This window comes from Arenimonas alkanexedens (assembly GCF_054781355.1).
In genome coordinates this window covers 60,359-75,436 of record NZ_BAAGUO010000004.1, presented here as the reverse complement: position 1 = coordinate 75,436, position 15,078 = coordinate 60,359, and the positions used below count along the sequence as shown (strand labels likewise).

At 66.2% G+C, this 15,078-nt stretch carries 14 protein-coding genes and 1 pseudogene; 2 read left to right on the top strand and 13 right to left on the bottom strand.

Features of this window, described 5'->3' with window-relative positions:
* Positions 1-85: 85 nt before the first annotated feature.
* Positions 86-2,194: a hypothetical protein gene (locus ACYVGY_RS10075; RefSeq protein WP_460457365.1), complete on the top strand. Its 2,109-nt coding sequence runs from the start codon at positions 86-88 to the stop codon at positions 2,192-2,194.
* A gap of 46 nt (positions 2,195-2,240) precedes the next feature.
* On the opposite strand, the gene ACYVGY_RS10070 is transcribed toward ACYVGY_RS10075, so the two are convergent.
* The 12 genes from ACYVGY_RS10070 to ACYVGY_RS10015 all read right to left on the bottom strand — a co-directional run bounded on the left by ACYVGY_RS10070 (position 2,241) and on the right by ACYVGY_RS10015 (position 14,103).
* A complete protein-coding gene (locus ACYVGY_RS10070; protein ID WP_460457364.1) occupies positions 2,241-3,773 on the bottom strand; it encodes a serine hydrolase in 1,533 nt (510 codons plus the stop codon).
* Positions 3,774-3,804: 31 nt separating this feature from the next.
* Positions 3,805-4,884: a DUF1615 domain-containing protein gene (locus tag ACYVGY_RS10065; RefSeq protein WP_460457363.1), complete on the bottom strand. Its 1,080-nt coding sequence runs from the start codon at positions 4,882-4,884 to the stop codon at positions 3,805-3,807.
* Between the two features lies 1 nt (position 4,885).
* A complete protein-coding gene (locus ACYVGY_RS10060) occupies positions 4,886-5,812 on the bottom strand; it encodes a M14 family metallopeptidase (RefSeq protein WP_460457362.1) in 927 nt (308 codons plus the stop codon).
* Positions 5,813-5,868: 56 nt separating this feature from the next.
* Positions 5,869-6,363 carry a CIA30 family protein gene (locus ACYVGY_RS10055; RefSeq protein ID WP_460457361.1) on the bottom strand — a complete coding sequence of 165 codons (495 nt, stop codon included), beginning with the start codon at positions 6,361-6,363 and terminating at the stop codon, positions 5,869-5,871.
* A 147-nt stretch (positions 6,364-6,510) separates the two neighbouring features.
* Complete coding sequence (locus ACYVGY_RS10050) at positions 6,511-7,443, bottom strand: alpha/beta fold hydrolase (RefSeq protein ID WP_460457360.1); 933 nt, start codon at positions 7,441-7,443, stop codon at positions 6,511-6,513.
* 94 nt (positions 7,444-7,537) lie between these two features.
* On the bottom strand, positions 7,538-7,858 hold the full coding sequence (gene sugE, locus ACYVGY_RS10045) for a quaternary ammonium compound efflux SMR transporter SugE (RefSeq protein ID WP_460457359.1): 321 nt from the start codon (positions 7,856-7,858) through the stop codon (positions 7,538-7,540).
* Between the two features lie 12 nt (positions 7,859-7,870).
* Positions 7,871-9,298 carry an SPFH domain-containing protein gene (locus ACYVGY_RS10040; protein ID WP_460457358.1) on the bottom strand — a complete coding sequence of 476 codons (1,428 nt, stop codon included), beginning with the start codon at positions 9,296-9,298 and terminating at the stop codon, positions 7,871-7,873.
* An 85-nt stretch (positions 9,299-9,383) separates the two neighbouring features.
* Positions 9,384-10,145, bottom strand: coding sequence for a hypothetical protein (locus tag ACYVGY_RS10035; protein WP_460457357.1), 762 nt, complete (start codon positions 10,143-10,145; stop codon positions 9,384-9,386).
* Between the two features lie 8 nt (positions 10,146-10,153).
* Entirely contained in the window at positions 10,154-10,897 is a 744-nt protein-coding gene (locus ACYVGY_RS10030) for a peptidase (protein ID WP_460457356.1), read from the bottom strand.
* Positions 10,898-10,922: 25 nt separating this feature from the next.
* Positions 10,923-11,738 carry a transglutaminase family protein gene (locus ACYVGY_RS10025; protein ID WP_460457355.1) on the bottom strand — a complete coding sequence of 272 codons (816 nt, stop codon included), beginning with the start codon at positions 11,736-11,738 and terminating at the stop codon, positions 10,923-10,925.
* Positions 11,738-12,679, bottom strand: a complete 942-nt coding sequence (locus ACYVGY_RS10020; RefSeq protein WP_460457354.1) for an alpha-E domain-containing protein — start codon at positions 12,677-12,679, stop codon at positions 11,738-11,740. The genes ACYVGY_RS10025 and ACYVGY_RS10020 overlap by 1 nt, the downstream gene beginning before the upstream one ends.
* Positions 12,679-14,103 carry a circularly permuted type 2 ATP-grasp protein gene (locus tag ACYVGY_RS10015; protein WP_460457353.1) on the bottom strand — a complete coding sequence of 475 codons (1,425 nt, stop codon included), beginning with the start codon at positions 14,101-14,103 and terminating at the stop codon, positions 12,679-12,681. The genes ACYVGY_RS10020 and ACYVGY_RS10015 overlap by 1 nt, the downstream gene beginning before the upstream one ends.
* Before the next feature lie 197 nt (positions 14,104-14,300).
* Between ACYVGY_RS10015 and ACYVGY_RS10010 the strand changes: the two are divergent.
* A pseudogene (locus ACYVGY_RS10010) lies at positions 14,301-14,402 on the top strand (DUF1428 domain-containing protein); the annotation flags it as partial.
* A gap of 29 nt (positions 14,403-14,431) precedes the next feature.
* Here the strand turns inward: ACYVGY_RS10010 and trmY are convergent.
* Positions 14,432-15,025 carry a tRNA (pseudouridine(54)-N(1))-methyltransferase TrmY gene (gene trmY / locus ACYVGY_RS10005; RefSeq protein WP_460457352.1) on the bottom strand — a complete coding sequence of 198 codons (594 nt, stop codon included), beginning with the start codon at positions 15,023-15,025 and terminating at the stop codon, positions 14,432-14,434.
* Between the last annotated feature and the right edge of the window lie 53 nt (positions 15,026-15,078).

Sequence of the window (15,078 nt, the reverse complement as noted above, 5' to 3'; positions counted from 1 at the left end):
GCGCAGCGCAACACCAGTGCGGTCAAGGCATACTCGGCCCCCTGCGGTTGAAAGTCCTATCCGCATTCTCTCGAAAGGATGTGCCATGGATAATCGAAAGAAGCATGGGCCGCCGTTTCTTCGCGCCGGGCTGCTGTTGCTCGCGCTCAGCGCCGCCTCGTTTTCAGCGCAGGCCGCCGAGCCAACGCCTTCGTTTGAAGTGACCTGCACCGCAGGCGCCCATTGTCCCGACGCCGCGGCGCGGCGACGCATCGAAACCATGACGGGCGACGCTTGGCAGCGCTTCGCGGCCCTGGGCTTTCCGCTGCCGACTTCGCACATGAAACGCCGCAGAGACGCCAGCGGTCCGCCCACGGTGTTTATCGAGTTTTGCGATCCCCAGGCCGACGCGTCGAGCGACAACTGCCGCAGCAATGAGGCGGATTTCCTGGCTTACGCCCACACGAGCGAGTGCACCAGCGACCAGAGCTGGCAGGCGGACAGCACGACCATCGTGATCGGCAAGGAGCTGATCAGCAACACCGACCCGCTCGCCTACTACCTGCTCGCACACGAGGTGTTCCACCTGTTCAGCATGCGGGCCACGGTCGCCGGCCGTCACCTTTGCGAGGACACGGTACCCATGTGGGTGACCGAAGGCATCGCCGTGTTCGGTGGCTACTGGGCCACCGAACAGCGCTATGGCGCCGGCGTGCTGCAGCCAGGCTTCGACGACAAGATGGCGCGCAGCTACTACGGCATCCGCCCCTACCAGCTGCCGCTCACGCTCGAGCACGGCGACTACCCCTACGCAAACCAGACCGCCAGCACTTCGCTCGCGTACTACACGAGCTCGCTTTGGCGCTATCTGGGCGAGCGCTTCCATGACGGTTCGCCCGGCTACCTGGCGCGCTACCTGGCTACGCTGCCGGGCCGCTGCGGTGCAGGCAACCTGACGCAGGCCGACTGCCGGTCCAATGCCGCCTGGCTTGGCTGGCTCGATGCCCGCCTGAAGGCCGATGCTGCCATTGGACGTCCGCTCCAGGAATTGCTGCCAGAGTTCCTGACCGAGTTCGCCACCTGGGCGCCCCGGCGTTTTTTGAACCTCGACGAGAAGCGCTGGCGTCAAACCGGCTTCAATGGCTGCCGGCCCTTGGCCCTGTCGCCCGACCAGCTTGAGGCTTCATTCGAGGTCGAGGCGTCCATGTACGCCGCCACCTGCTTCACGGTGGCCGTGGACGGCGTGCCTGCAGGCGACGTGGTCGCGATGGAGGTGATCGCCGAGGATGCCAGCGATGCGGGTTCGCCGACCTGGGTCGACGGCACGCGACTCGGCGTCGCCGACTATGGCGCTGCGCTGGACGAACCGATCAAGCCGCTCAACTGCTTCGAGGTGCGCGCCATCGCCGGATCGGGCGATGACACCTGCCTCGTCCAAGGGCATCCCCGCACGGAACCGGGCGCGACCACGGGCGGCCCCCGTCGCCAGAACATGTTTCGAACGCTCTCGCAGCGAAGCGCCGGCACCTCGTTCGAGAACACGCTGGTCATCACCCAGACCTACCGCGCACCGGGTTCGGATGCCAGCAACGAAGCGTCACGCCCGATGCGGTTCCATGTCGGGCTGCTGATGGATCATGCCGCCATGGGCAAGACCGCCGCGGCCGTCGATGCGCCGGTGCGGATCGAACTGGACCGGGTCAACGTCGCCCAGGCCTCCGTCGACCGCACGCCGCGAGCACTTGAAAACGCCGGCGAAAACGCCTGCACCTTCGTGCTGCACGCCAAGAAGCGCAGCACCCAGGAGATGGTCACGCTGCTCCTCACCCATCGTGGCCCGATCACGACCGGCCGCTACGACATTGTCGACGCAGACGCCGGCCAAGACGTGCCTGGCCAGGCCGTCACCCACTTTGCCGTGCGTGCCGGACCGGCCGGCGAGATGCTTGAGTTCCGCGGCGTCAGCGGCCAACTCGTCCTGTCCGAGATCACCCGCTCGGGCGTGGTCAGCGGCATCGGCCGGATCATGGGCGAACGAGCAGGTATCGAGGTTCGGTCCCGTCGGAAGAGAGTCGGCGGCCCCGATGCCCTGGCGATCGAGGCCGTCTTCACCGCTACGGTTCGCGACCCGAATCGCCGCATCGCGGCCATCCTGGATTCCAAACTCGAGCAGGACCCCTTGGGTTCGGACTGCCTGGTGGCCGGGAAGTTGTAATCGACTTTAGAAATGCAGAGGCCGACGAAATGTGGGCCTGCTGCGTCTATTTGGCCAGTTCCCTCAGGAAAGAAACGAATTCCTGATCCCGGTCGATGATGTCGAGGATCGGCAGCACGACACTCGGCCCGTTGGCGCTATTGGTGAAAATCACCGTGCCGCTGCCGGCTCGGGGACTGAAGTAGCCGAGAGCGAATACACCGTTGTCCATACCGGTGTGCATCAAGTAGGTTTCCGCGCCGAACTGGAACACCTCCCAACCAAGGCCCATGCCGACGGCGTCCGGGCAGACTGCCTGTCGTGAGGGAGTACAAAGCTCGGCCTTTCGGTCGGTCTGGACACGTTGACGCTCGCTGGCAAGGGCATCGTCGACACCCTCCTGCTTGATCACGCTCACGATGAACCTGGCGTAGTCGGACGGCGTGCTGTAGATGTCATCTGACGCAACGAACTCGTCTGCGATCTGCGGCGCAAGGGCCGCGCCGTCCTTGTCCGTTGGCAGAGCGATACGCCCCTCAAACCACGGGCGGCGCGTATAAGAACTGTCGTGCATGGCCACCGGATCGAAAACCAATGCTTGCGCGAGCGTTTCGAAGGACTCGCCGGTTTTGTTCTCTACAAACCGCGCCAGGTACTCGAAGCCCTCCCCGGAATAGCCAAACGCTGTGTCAGGCGAGCGAATGAAGCGCAGGACGTTGTCGGTTTCATAGCGCCAGTTCGGAAAGCCGGTGCGGTGACTGAGCGCCAATCGCGGCGTCAGTTGTTCGTGACGCGCATCGCCCGCAACATCTGGATCGATCCATGTTGGCGCCATGGCTTCGTCCAGACTCAGGCGACGGGCGGCCGCCAACCGCAGGACGACCTCGGCCGAAATGGGCTTGGTCATCGACGCAATGTTGTAAAGCGTCTCCGGCGTTGCGGGCACTCCCCTCTCCTGGCTGCCGTAGGCGGCGGCGAGGAGGAGCTTGCCCTGCTCGATGCGCGCAATAGAAACGCTGGCGACGCGCTGTTCCCGGAGCAAGGCTGGAACCATGCCGTCCAGAAGGGCTTTCAGCTCACCACCCCGGGTTGACGTTGCTGCCGCGGCATCTTCCGCCGGCCTCACGTTCTCGCGATGCCCGTAGCTCAGTACGCGCGTCGCTTCCCAGCGGTCATCGCGCAGGCGCCAGACGATGAGGAAGTCGGCGATTCCCTCGCACTTGCCGCTGTCGAACTGACAGAACGTGTGTGCGCCCTGCTCAATCGCGCCGAAATCCTTGATGGGATAGACGCGCAGGCTGCCCGGCACCCGTTCGCGTCGAAAGTTTCCGCAAACGAACTTCTCGGTGTTGGCGATCATCTCATCGCGCGTCCAAGTGACGCCGCCTTGGTCGTGGTAGAACTCCACTTCGGGCGCGAAGTAGCTGGCGTATTTTTCCAGCTGGCCGGCCTGGTCGCAGTGATTGAAGGCGTCAAAAGCCGCCTCGTCCAGCGCAGCAATGGTCGCCGCCAGCGCCTCGTCGGCGCGACCATCGTCGCTGGCGTTCACCGGCGTCATCAGGATCAGGCTCAGGCCAAGCATGGCCGCAGAACATTTCATGGGAGTTCCTAAGTCGTAAGTCATGGCGACACTACTTCGCCATGCAGCGGCGGTAGCGGTCGTTGACCCGGGTGGCGAACCAGGCCGTATTCAGGTCCCGGGTGATCTTGGGGCTTTCGAGCTTGATGCCTGGAATGATGGCCCGCGGAAGCGCCTTTCCGGCCCGGCGTTCGGCCAGTTCGAACATGCGGCGAAACAGCGCCGTGTCGTTGAATTCGAGCTCACTCCCCTGCGCCAGCTGGCGGCGTATTTCCCGGTCGTCCATGGCCAGCGACGCGGCAAGGCTGCGCACGGCACGCTCGGTTTCGCCGGGCCGGTTCAATGGCGCCCCCGGCGCCAGCAGGTCGCCGTCCAGCGCCAGCTCGCGCCCCGACGCCAGCGCCGTAGCCTGCTGGAAGGCGGCATTGCGGCTGGCGTACCAGCCGGCGTTGAAGTCGGCAAAGCGATGCACCTTGCGCGCGTAGGGCGAGGTATAGCCCAGCAGGTGGGCGATGCCGAAATACATCCCGCCGCGGCGAGTGAAGACTTCCCGGCGGATGCTGGTTTCGACGGCATAGGGATAGCCTTCGGCCCGCGCCTCGGCGAAGGGGATCGAGACCTGCATCGGCCCGCCGGTCTGCACCGGGTTCCGGCCCTTGAGAAGTCGCCCGCCCAAGGGCACCCGGCCGGTCAGGTCTTCGTAGATCTCGCTCAGCTCGCGCTCGGTGCGAACGCTGTCGAGACGCTCGCCGTAGCTGCGGCCGTCGGTGGATTGGACTTTCAGCGCAGTATTGAGCGCGAATCTCGGTATCCGCAGCGCAGCTGCACGCCGCTCGAGTTCACCGCGGGCAATCGCCGGAAGGTTGGCGACCGCCGGGTCGGCCTGATAGCCGGACTCCTGTTCAGTCACCGCAAGCACCGCGCAGATGTTCTCCGGCGTGGGCTCGATGCCTTGGGTGCGAAGCGCCACCTCGATGTCGGTGGCCCAGCCGATGCTGTCGGCAAGGCTGGCCGGCATCCGTCGCTCGATATCGCGCCTGACCGCCTCGGGAGACGGGCCGGGCGGCGTGGTGGCACAGCCCACGACCAGAGCCGCCAGCAGCGCCAGCGCGAGCAGCCGGAGCGGCGACAACTTAGCGGCCTTGCGCCAGTGCGAAATCGAGCGCCGCGCTCACCGCCGCCACCTGCGCGTCATTGCACTGGGCCGGGGTGGCGCGTGGACTGTCGGGGTAGACCTCGGTGGTGCTGCGGTAACGCGCCAGAGTGACGCTGGCACAAAGCCCCAGCTCGCGGCAGGGATAGTTGATGATCCCTTTCCCGACCACCGGCGAACCAATGATCTCGCCCTTGGCGTCGGCCGGTGCGATATGGGTCACCCGCTCCACGCCGGCAATGATGGCCTGCTGGAAAGCCGACTGCGGATCCTCGCTGTCGCCCACGGTGTAGAACCCGTCGGGGACCTCGCCCGGCTCGAAGACCTCGCCGTCCCGCGCGGCCTTGGCCGGCCGGAACTCGGACTCGTCCGAGTCGGTGGTCTCGTGCAGGTCCATGTGCACCAGGAACACGTCCCGCAAGGGCGCTACCAAACGCTTGAGCGCGTCCGACTCCGGCGCCAGCCCGTCGCCGCCGAACGAGCGGTTCGGATCCACCGCGCCGACGTTCCAGCGCTGGATCCGCTCGTAGCCCCAGGGACTGACGCAGGGCACGATCATCAGATTGATGCGGCCGGCGTAGTCGGCCGCGGGGCCGGCGGCGAACTGCAGCGCGCCGTGCACGCCGCTGGTCTCGTAGCCATGGATGCCGCCGGTGACCAGGGCGCTGGGCAGTTCGTCCCGCCAGTCGCGGCTGCGCAGTGCATACAGCGGGAAACGTCCGTCGTCGCCGGCATCAAGCTGGCCGTACTCCACGACCTCGAAGCGGTCACGAAGCCGGTCAATGGGTACCAACACGTCGTCGGCATAGCTGCGCTGCCGCGCCTGCCGGGCGCGCCAGGCGGCGCGCTCCGCGGGGCCCCAGGCCTGGCCGGGGGTGCCGATGGGATAGGTTTCGGGAGAGGTCACGGCGGCGCTTCCTGAAATGGTCGGGGCCGCTGACTTTAACACCCGGCCCGACCGCCCTACTCCAGCGCGATCCAATCCACGGCCAGCGCGAACGGCGCTTCGCGCTTGTCGCCAATCAGCAGGCCGATCTCGCGAACGTTAGCGGCATCCAGCGGCGGGCCGCGCAGCGCGAAGCCGTGCGCGCTCGGCTTGAGGTCCGCCAGCGGCAAGCGCACTTCGATCCATTCGCCGGCCACGGTCTGGAATTCGCTGCCGTAAGACACGGTGATGCCGCGGAACTGCGCGTCGGTGGCCAGGCGCAGCTGGTAGACGCGGCCGTCGCCGCGAACACGCATCACCACCGCACTGGCGTCGCGCATATCAAAGTCGCGGCCCAGCGTGCGCACCGAGGAGAAACCGCCATTGTTCTGCATCGAAAGCACGCCGCTAAAGCGAAGCTGCCCGTCCGCCACCTCAGGCCCCCCGCGCGAAAGACCGCCCATCACGCCGTCGTTGACCGCCACCCAGCGCGGTTCGTCGGCATCGGCATCGAAGGTGAAGAGTGGTTTCATGGTCGGCTCCGGAGCACCCAGGCTCGGTGTCGCTGCAGCCAACAGCAGGAATAAGGCGGCAATTCGGAAGTGCGGCATCACAGTGCCCGGATGGAATAGGCTTCCATTTCACGCCTCGAGGCGTGGTGCATGCGTGATGAGATGGAATTATCCGCCCGCGAGAAATGCCCGGACCGCGGCCAGCACCTGATCGGGCGCCTCCACCTGCGGGTAGTGCCCAACCTGCGGCAGCTCGAATACCGGTGCGGTCGGCAACAGCTCACGCCAGCGTGCCACGATGCTGCGGCCCGAAATTGGGTCCTCCAGGCCATTGATCAGGGCAATCGGCAGGTCTGCCTGTTGCAACGCGCCGACCCATCGCTCCCGGTGCTGGCTGCGCTCGGCGATGTAGCGGAGCAGGCGCGGCATCACGGCCTTGCCGCCCGCGCGGACGAGACCCTGCCAGGCTTCATAAAGCTCGGCTTCGGGCCAGGGCTGGGCGCAGATGTGCTGCAGGCTGGACTTGAACCGGCGTTCGCTAGACAGGCGTGCGACCAGCGGTCCCAGCGGCCCCGCCAGCAGCCGCTGGATGCGCAGCGGGTGCGTGGCTTCGGGGAACAGGCCGCCGTTTAGGAACACGATCGACCGGATGCGGACGCCGAGTCGGCCCTCGCGCTGCCGGGCCAGCAGCTCCTGGGCGACGGTATTGCCGTAGTCGTGGGCAACGATCGCAACCTCGCGCACGCCAGTGGCCTCGGCCAAGGCGACCCACTGGTCGGCCGAGGCTGCGATGGAATAGTTGAAACCGCGCGGTTTCGCCGACGCGCCGAAGCCCAGCATGTCGAGCGCGAACAGCTCATGGTCCTCCGCCAATCCCGGCCAGGTACCGCGCCAGTCGCGGCTGGAGGTCGGAAAGCCATGGATCAGCCACAGGGCCGGACCGACCCCGCCACGCCTGGCCTGCAGGCGATGGCCCTGGAACGGCAGCACGAAGGTGGCCGCTTGCTCGTAGCTCGTCACGCGATTCCGGGCTTCCAGGTCCTGCATCCATGCGGCTGCCGCCAGATGCGCCATCGGGCGGGCGGCGGTGGAACTCGTCATCTACACACTCTGGGTAAGCTTCGGCCGGGCGAATTATGACGCGCCGACGCGATGGCGGGGAAATTCAGCGCTTGCCGGGCCGGCGCTGACGCCCTCAGCCCGGCGTAGCGAGCTTGAGGCCGATGATGCCGGCGAGGATCAGCCCCAGGCTGACCAAGCGCCCGGCATTGGCCGGCTCGCCCAGCAGAACGATGCCAAGAATGGCCGTACCCACCGCGCCCACGCCGACCCACACGGCATAGGCGGTGCCCAGCGGCAGGTCTTTCATGGCAATGCCCAGGAGCCACAAGCTGACCAGCATTGCGGCCGCGGTACCCACCGTCGGCCACAGGCGCGTGAAGCCTTCGGTGTACTTCAGGCCCACGGCCCAGGCCACTTCAAACAGGCCAGCCAGGATCAGGATGAACCAACTCATGGGGGCACCTCGTCAGGCTTTCGGATCCGGCTTGTTGACGAACTTCTCCAGCAGCTTCTTGCCTTCCGGCGACTGCGCCAGGCCTTCGAGCATGCTGGCCACGGCCGTGCCGCCGTCCGCCGAGAACAGGTCCATCACGCCCGACAGGCCCTTGCCCGGGGTGCCGGCATTGGAAATAACCTTCACGTCCGCGGACTTCAGGGCTTCGGCCTGGGCCGTGCCCACGGCCTGCGCCGCCTCGATGTTGCGGATGCCCAACAGGTAGGTCTGGTAGCCCTGGTCGCTGCCGATCTTCTCGGCCAGCTTGATCTGCGCGTCCACCGGCGCCATCAGGATGGCGGTCTCGGCCGAACCCTTGGCGTTACCCTCAAGCGTGATGCCCTCGGCATTGCGGCGAGCGGATTCGAGCTGGCCTTCGGCGGTCAGCACGGTCTGCTGTTTGGTGCCTTCGGCCACCACGATCGAGACCTGCTTCTTGGCCTCGGCCGAAACCACGGCCACCTGCTTGGCGGCATCGGCTTCGACGATGGCGACTTCCTTGGCCTGGGCCGCGGTAATGACGGCGACCTCGCGGGCGATCTCGGCGCCGCGCACGTTGTTGACCTGCACCACGTCCATTTCCTTGGCCGCGGTTTCGCGCTGCTGCACTTTCACCTGCTGCGAGGCCTGCTCATTGGCCACGCCGACATTCTTGTCCTTCTCGGCGGTGCGCAGGCCCACCTGCTCGGCCGCCAGCTGCCGCGACATCTCGATTTCGCGCTTGGCGGCGATCTCGGCCATCTCGGCCTGGCGGCTGTTGTCGGCCACCACCAGGCGCGACTCGCGCTCGATGCCCGAGGTGCGCTTGGCCATGATGTTGTGGATGACGTCGCTGTCCTTGCTGTCGCGGATATCCATCAGCTCGATGTTCTTGATCGCTTCCACGCCCCAGCCACCCAGCTGCGGCTGGACTTCCTTGGTGAAGGCCTCGCCGAAGCGGCTGCGGTCGAGCATGATCTGGTCGATCTCGTGCCCGGCCAGCACCGTGCGCACCGAGCCCTGCACGATGGCGGTGAGCTGGCCCTTTAGCTCGTCGAAGGAGGCCACGCGCTGCGCGGCCGTGTTCGAGTCGTTGATGCGGAAGAAAGCCATCACATGCACCAGGAACGGCACGCGCTCCTTGTCGTAGGCGGCGTAGTCCGGCAGGTCAATGGAGAAGTTCGACACCGGCAGCGTGACCCGGGTCAGGCCCACCAGCGGCAGCCGCGAAGGCCATTCGTAATAGGTATTGCTGGCGAAGCCCTTGCCGTAGGACACCGTGTCCTTGCGGGTCTGGACGATGTGCACCTCGTTCACCGGCACGACCCGGCGCAGGGCGATGATCCAGAAAAACACACCGATAAAGGCGACGCCGACAGTGGCGGCGATGGCAATGAGGATCAGCGAGGTGCCAACGATCATGGACGTTTCCGGGGACGGGCAAGGACGGCCAGTATACGGCGGCTCCCGCAGTCCCAATAGCGCCCGGAAGCGCGGCAGATCGCCGTCAGCGGTAGCGCTCGCGGTGGCGTTCCAGGGTCCCGGACACCTTTTCCAGGGCCGCCTCCACCTCCCGCTTGAACCCACCCTTGTCCAGCCGCCGCACCGCCGAGTGCGCCGCACAGACGATGCGTGTGTCCGCCCACCGGGCCGCCAGGCTGCGCGCCCAGGCGGCGTAGGCGTCGGCGGACGCGGCGGTCGGCTTCAAGGCCCGCGCCAGCATGGGATGCATCCGCAGGGCGGACTGCGGCAGCAGACGCCCGATCACGCCCGGGGCCGCCACGACGTTGAAGGTATCGTCCACGTGCACGACGGCACTCTTCCGATCACGCACCAGCACCGAGCCGACATGCACTTGTTCGTCGGCGGAGGCGAAATCCACGCCCTCGGGCACGGACAGCTCCAACAGGTCGGCCAGCGGATGCTCGTTGTCCCACTGTTCGACCGGGGCGGCGGCCCACGGCAAGTCCGGCGCTTTGACGCGGTGGCGGGCCGTGCCGTAAAGCGTCGCGGCGGGAAACAATCGATGCGTCGCTTCCACGTGCAGGGTATGGAAGGGATGCACGTGGATGACCGCCTCCACCTGCTCCCCCTGCCCGGTCAGTTTGAGCAGCGCGTCGCGCTGGGCGTCGTCGAGGGCGCAGCCGTCGATCACCACGAAACGCCCCTTGCCTCGCTTCACCACCGACATCTGGGTGCCGATATTGACCACCCCCGCGATGCGGAATACGCCGCGAAGGTTCCAGAAATTGGCGGCGAGCTTTTCCATGGCCGGCCTCAGGGCGACAGCCACTCCGGCGCCGGAATGGCCCGGTGTGCGGAACTCAGCGCCTTCGACCAGCTTTCCCGGACCATCGCGAAGTAGTCGTCGTCTTCCTGCATCCGCTGCTGCACCACGCCGTCCATGCTGTCGTTGCGATACACCAGCAGGTCGAGCGGCATGCCCACGCTCAGGTTCGAGCGCAGGGTCGAGTCCATCGAGATCAGGGCCAGCTTCACGCCTTCGACCAGGCTGGTTTCGCGGGTAACGGCGCGGTCGAGCATGGGCTTGCCGTACTTGTGCTCACCGATTTGAAGGTAGGGCGTGTCGGCGGTGGCTTCGATGAAGTTGCCGGCGGCGTAGATATGGAACAGCCGAAGGGTACGCCCCTTGATCTGGCCGCCCAGCATGATCGATACGTCGAAGGACACGTCCTGCAGCTTCATCGCCTCGCCGTGGGTGCGGTGCACACGGCGCACGGCCTCGGCCACCAGCGCCGCGGCGCGGAACATGGTGGGCACGGTGTAGATGGTTTCCACCTGGCCGGTTTCCGGATCCGGCAGCCCGTCCTGCACAAGGTTCATCACCGCCTGCGAAACCGCCAGGTTGCCGGCGGTAAGGGTAGTGAGCAGGCGTTCGCCCGGCACGTGGAATTTCTGCAGCTTCGAGAAGCAGGAAATATTGTCGAAGCCGGCGTTGGTGCGGGTATCGCCCAACATCACCAGGCCCTCGTCGAGCAGCAAGCCAACACAGTAAGTCACTCAATGTCTCCGGACAGCGGGAACGCTATTGGGTAGTTTGCGCCGATTGGGTGATGCGCACATCCACTTCCAGCGTTTCATCCTCGCCGCCGCGGTGCAGGCCGCGCACCGGGGCCGCGTCCGCGTAGTCGCGCCCACAGGCCACGCGCACGTAGTGTTCGTCCGGCGAAACCCGGTTGGCCGGGTCGAAGCCCACCCAGCCCAGCCCATCCACGAAAAGCTCGGTCCAGGCATGGCTGGCCGCCGCCGCACTCGCGTCCATCGGGCACAGGTAGCCGCTGACGTAACGGGCCGGGAAGCCGAGGTGGCGGGCCGCGGCGATCAGCACCTGGGCGTGGTCCTGGCAGACGCCGGAGCCGGCCGCGAACGCCTCGGCGGCGCTGGTGCCGGCATGGGTGGTGTCGCTGATGTAGTCCACGTGGTCGCGCACGGCGTTGACCAGGCGATGCAGGCGCTCGAGCGCGGCGCCCTCGCCCGCCACGGCATCGGCCAGGGCGATGATGCCCGGCGACGGCAGGGTCAGCGGCGTGGGCTTGAGGAAGAACATGGGCGGCAGCCCGCCGGCATCGTCGCCGTGCACCCCGCTGCGATCGTGGGTGATCACTACCGCGTGCACCGCCAGATGCAGCTGGCTGACCTTGTGGTCGATGGCGTGGGTGGCCACCGGATTGCCGAACCCATCCACGCTGGTGGGCGGCAGTACCCGGCCGTTGACCTCCACGCGCCAGGATTTCACCTGTTGGCTGGCGCTGGGCGCCGGCCAAAGACGCAGGGCCTGAACCACCAGCCAGGCCGGCTGGGCGTAGTGGTAGCGGGTGTCGTGGGCGATCGTAAGCTGCATCAGAAAAGGTGCCCCTTGGCGATTTCGGCGCCGAGCTCGCCGGTGCGGTCGATCACGTCGGTGAGGTATTCGTGCAGGCCATCCTCGATCACTTGATCGATGCTGGCGAAGCGCAGCTGCGCATACATCACATGCGCCTGGCGGCAGGCGTCGGCGGCCAGGATCGGGTCCTGGGCCTTGATGGCGTCCAGGTGGGTGGTGATCTGCTCGTAGCAAAACGCCAGCGAGCGCGGAAACACGTCGCGCGAGATCAGCAGCTCGGCCACGTGCGCCGGCTGCACCCTGCCCTTGAACAGCACCCGGTAGGCACGCCGGGCACCGACTACGCGCAGGATCGCCAGCCACTGGTAGTAGTCCACCACGCCGCCAACGTCGCTGACCGCAGGCAGCTCCACGTGGTATTTCACGTCGAGCAGGCGGGCAGTGTTGTCAGCGCGCTCCAGGAACTGCCCGGTGCGGATGAAACAGAAACTGTCGCGGCGCAGCATGCCGTTCGAACACACCCCGTGGAACAGGCTGACGCGGGCCTTCACCCAATCCAGGAATTCGGCCAGGCGATCTGCATCCAGCGGGCCGTCATTGAAACCCGTCAGCTCCTGCGAGCTCTGGTTCACCGCCTCCCACATTTCCGTGGTCAGCGAGGTGCGCACCGAACGGGCGTTGCGGCGCGCCGTCTCGATGCAGTTGACGATGGACGAGGGATTGGCGCGATCGAAGGCCAGGAAGCGGATGACGCTGGCTTCGTCCGCCGCCTCGCCCGTGGCCGCGAAGCTCTCCTCGCAGCCCGCCGCCACCAGCGCCGACTGCCATTCGCTACTGCGGTTGGCGTCCACGCGCACAGCATTCATGTGGCCAGCCACCTGCAGCAGGCGCGCCACGTAGTCGGCCCGTTCCATGTAGCGGGCCAGCCAGAACAGATCACCGGCAGTGCGTGCGAGCATCACTCCTCCAAGACCCAGGTGTCCTTGGTGCCACCGCCCTGAGACGAATTGACCACCAGCGAGCCCTCGCGCAGCGCCACCCGGGTCAGGCCGCCGGGCACCACGCGCACCTTGTCGCTGCCGGAAAGAACGAAGGGCCGCAGGTCCACGTGCCGCGGCGCCACCCCCGACTCCACGAAGGTGGGCACGGTGGACAGCGCCAAGGTGGGCTGGGCGATATAAGTTTCGGGTTTTGCCTTTAACAGCGCCCGGAAGTCTTCGAGCTCGCGCTTGCTGGCGTGCGGCCCGACCAGCATCCCGTAGCCGCCGGAGCCGTGCACCGCCTTCACCACCAGTTCGTCGAGGTGCTCGAGCACGTACTTGAGCTCATGGGGCTTGCTGCAGTCGTGGGTCGGCACGTTCGACAACAGCGGCTCTTCGCCCAGATAGAAGCGGACCATTTCCGGCACGTGGATATAGACCGCCTTGTCGTCGGCGATACCCGCGCCCACCGCATTGGTGATGGTGAGGTTGCCGGCGCGATTGGCAAAGTGCAGGCCGGCAGCGCCGAGCGCCGAATCAGCGCGGAATACCAGCGGATCCAGGTAATCGTCGTCTATGCGCCGGTAGATGACGTCCACGCGCGCCAGGCCGGCCGTGGTGCGCATGTAGCAGACGTCGTTGCGCACCAGCAGGTCGGCGCCTTCCACCAGGTCGATGCCCATCTCGTCGGCCAGGAAGGCGTGCTCGTAGTAGGCGCTGTTGTGAATACCCGGGGTGAGCAGCACCACGGTCGGCTCGCCCTGGCAGTTGGGCGGGGCCACGGAGCGCAGCGTTTCCAGCAGTTCATCGGCGTAGTGCGCCACCGGCGCCACCCGCGCCTGCCGGAACAGGTCGGGGAACAGGCGCTGCATCACCTCGCGGTTTTCCACCATGTACGACACGCCCGAGGGCGTGCGGCAGTTGTCCTCGAGCACGTAGTAGTCGTCGGGCCCGGTGCGCACCATGTCGATGCCCGAGACATGCGAGTAAATACGACCCGGCAGATCCAGCCCGTTCATTTCGGGCCGGAACTCGGCGTTGTGCAGGATCAGCCGCTCAGGGATACGGCCGGCGCGGATGATGTCGCGATCGTGGTAGACGTCGTGCAGGAAGGCATTGAGCGCCTTGGCGCGCTGCTCGAGACCGCGGCGCAATCGCTGCCATTCGGCCTGGGCCATCACGCGGGGAATCAAGTCAAACGGGATCAAGCGCTCGGCGTCGCCGCCTTCGGTATAGACCGCGAACGTGATGCCGATGCGGCGAAACAGCACCTCGGCCTCGCGGCGCTTGAGCGCCAGCTGGTCGGCCGTGGCGGACTTGAGCCAGGCGTCGATCAACGAATATGGCGGCCTGATCTGGTCCGGCCAGCCCATTTCATCGAATGGAGGCGTCACGCTCGGCATCGAATCTCCTGAATTTGACGAGCTTTTACGGTGACCCTCCTGCCCCGCGATGTCAAACCAGTCGATTTCCGGTCGGCCGGCGGGCAGATTTCACCCGACGTAAGATGTGAGCACCTGGCCACAGGCCAAACAGCGCGATTCCCGCCCGAAGGACGCATTCATGAACTACGTAGACGGCTTCGTCATCGCGGTGCCCAATGATGGAAGACCCGCGCATGGATCCCAAGCTCAACCCCATGCTCTTCGACGGTGCGCGGATGATCTATGGCGGCTTCACACCCTTGGTAGAACTCCGCTAGGCACCGCGTCGCGCTGCCGGCACGAGCGGCTAGCGCTCGTCCAGCGCGTGGTGGATCAACACGACACATTGCGAGGCGAACAGCATCCGCGAGCCCAGGGTTATCTTCTTGGCGCCGAGGCGTTCGAGGCTGTGGAAGGTCTTTTTTGGCATCGGAATGTGGTCGGTGAGCAGGAAGCAGGGATTGCCTTCGAAGGCCTGCTCGCGAATGGCGCTGCCTTTGCGGTCCATCACGAACAGCTGGTGATCGGCGGCCAACTCCTGCACCAGCCGCTCGAAGGCCACGGTGCGCACCGTCACGCCTGAGGCCACCGGCCGCGATTCCTCCTTGCCCATGCCGCGCGAAGCGTCCAGCGCGGCGGCCACCTTGCCCAGCAGCGACCTTTCGTCGAAGCCGCCGATGTCATGCATCGCGCTCGCTTCAAACCGGATGCTGCGCGAGAAATCCTGGGTACTTTCCAGCACCAGATACACCACGACGTCCGGCCGATGCGACTGCGCCACGAAAATGGCGTTCATCAGCGTGTGCGCCAAAATCTCGGTGTGGGCGTCCTGGCCGACGGCCGCCAGCAGTTTCTGGCTGTCGGTAGGCGCCGCCCTGGCTCTGAGTACAAACGTTCGCATTCAAGTCCTGGCCGTAACGGGGCACGTTGGGCGGCAGTATGCGGTGGGCCTTT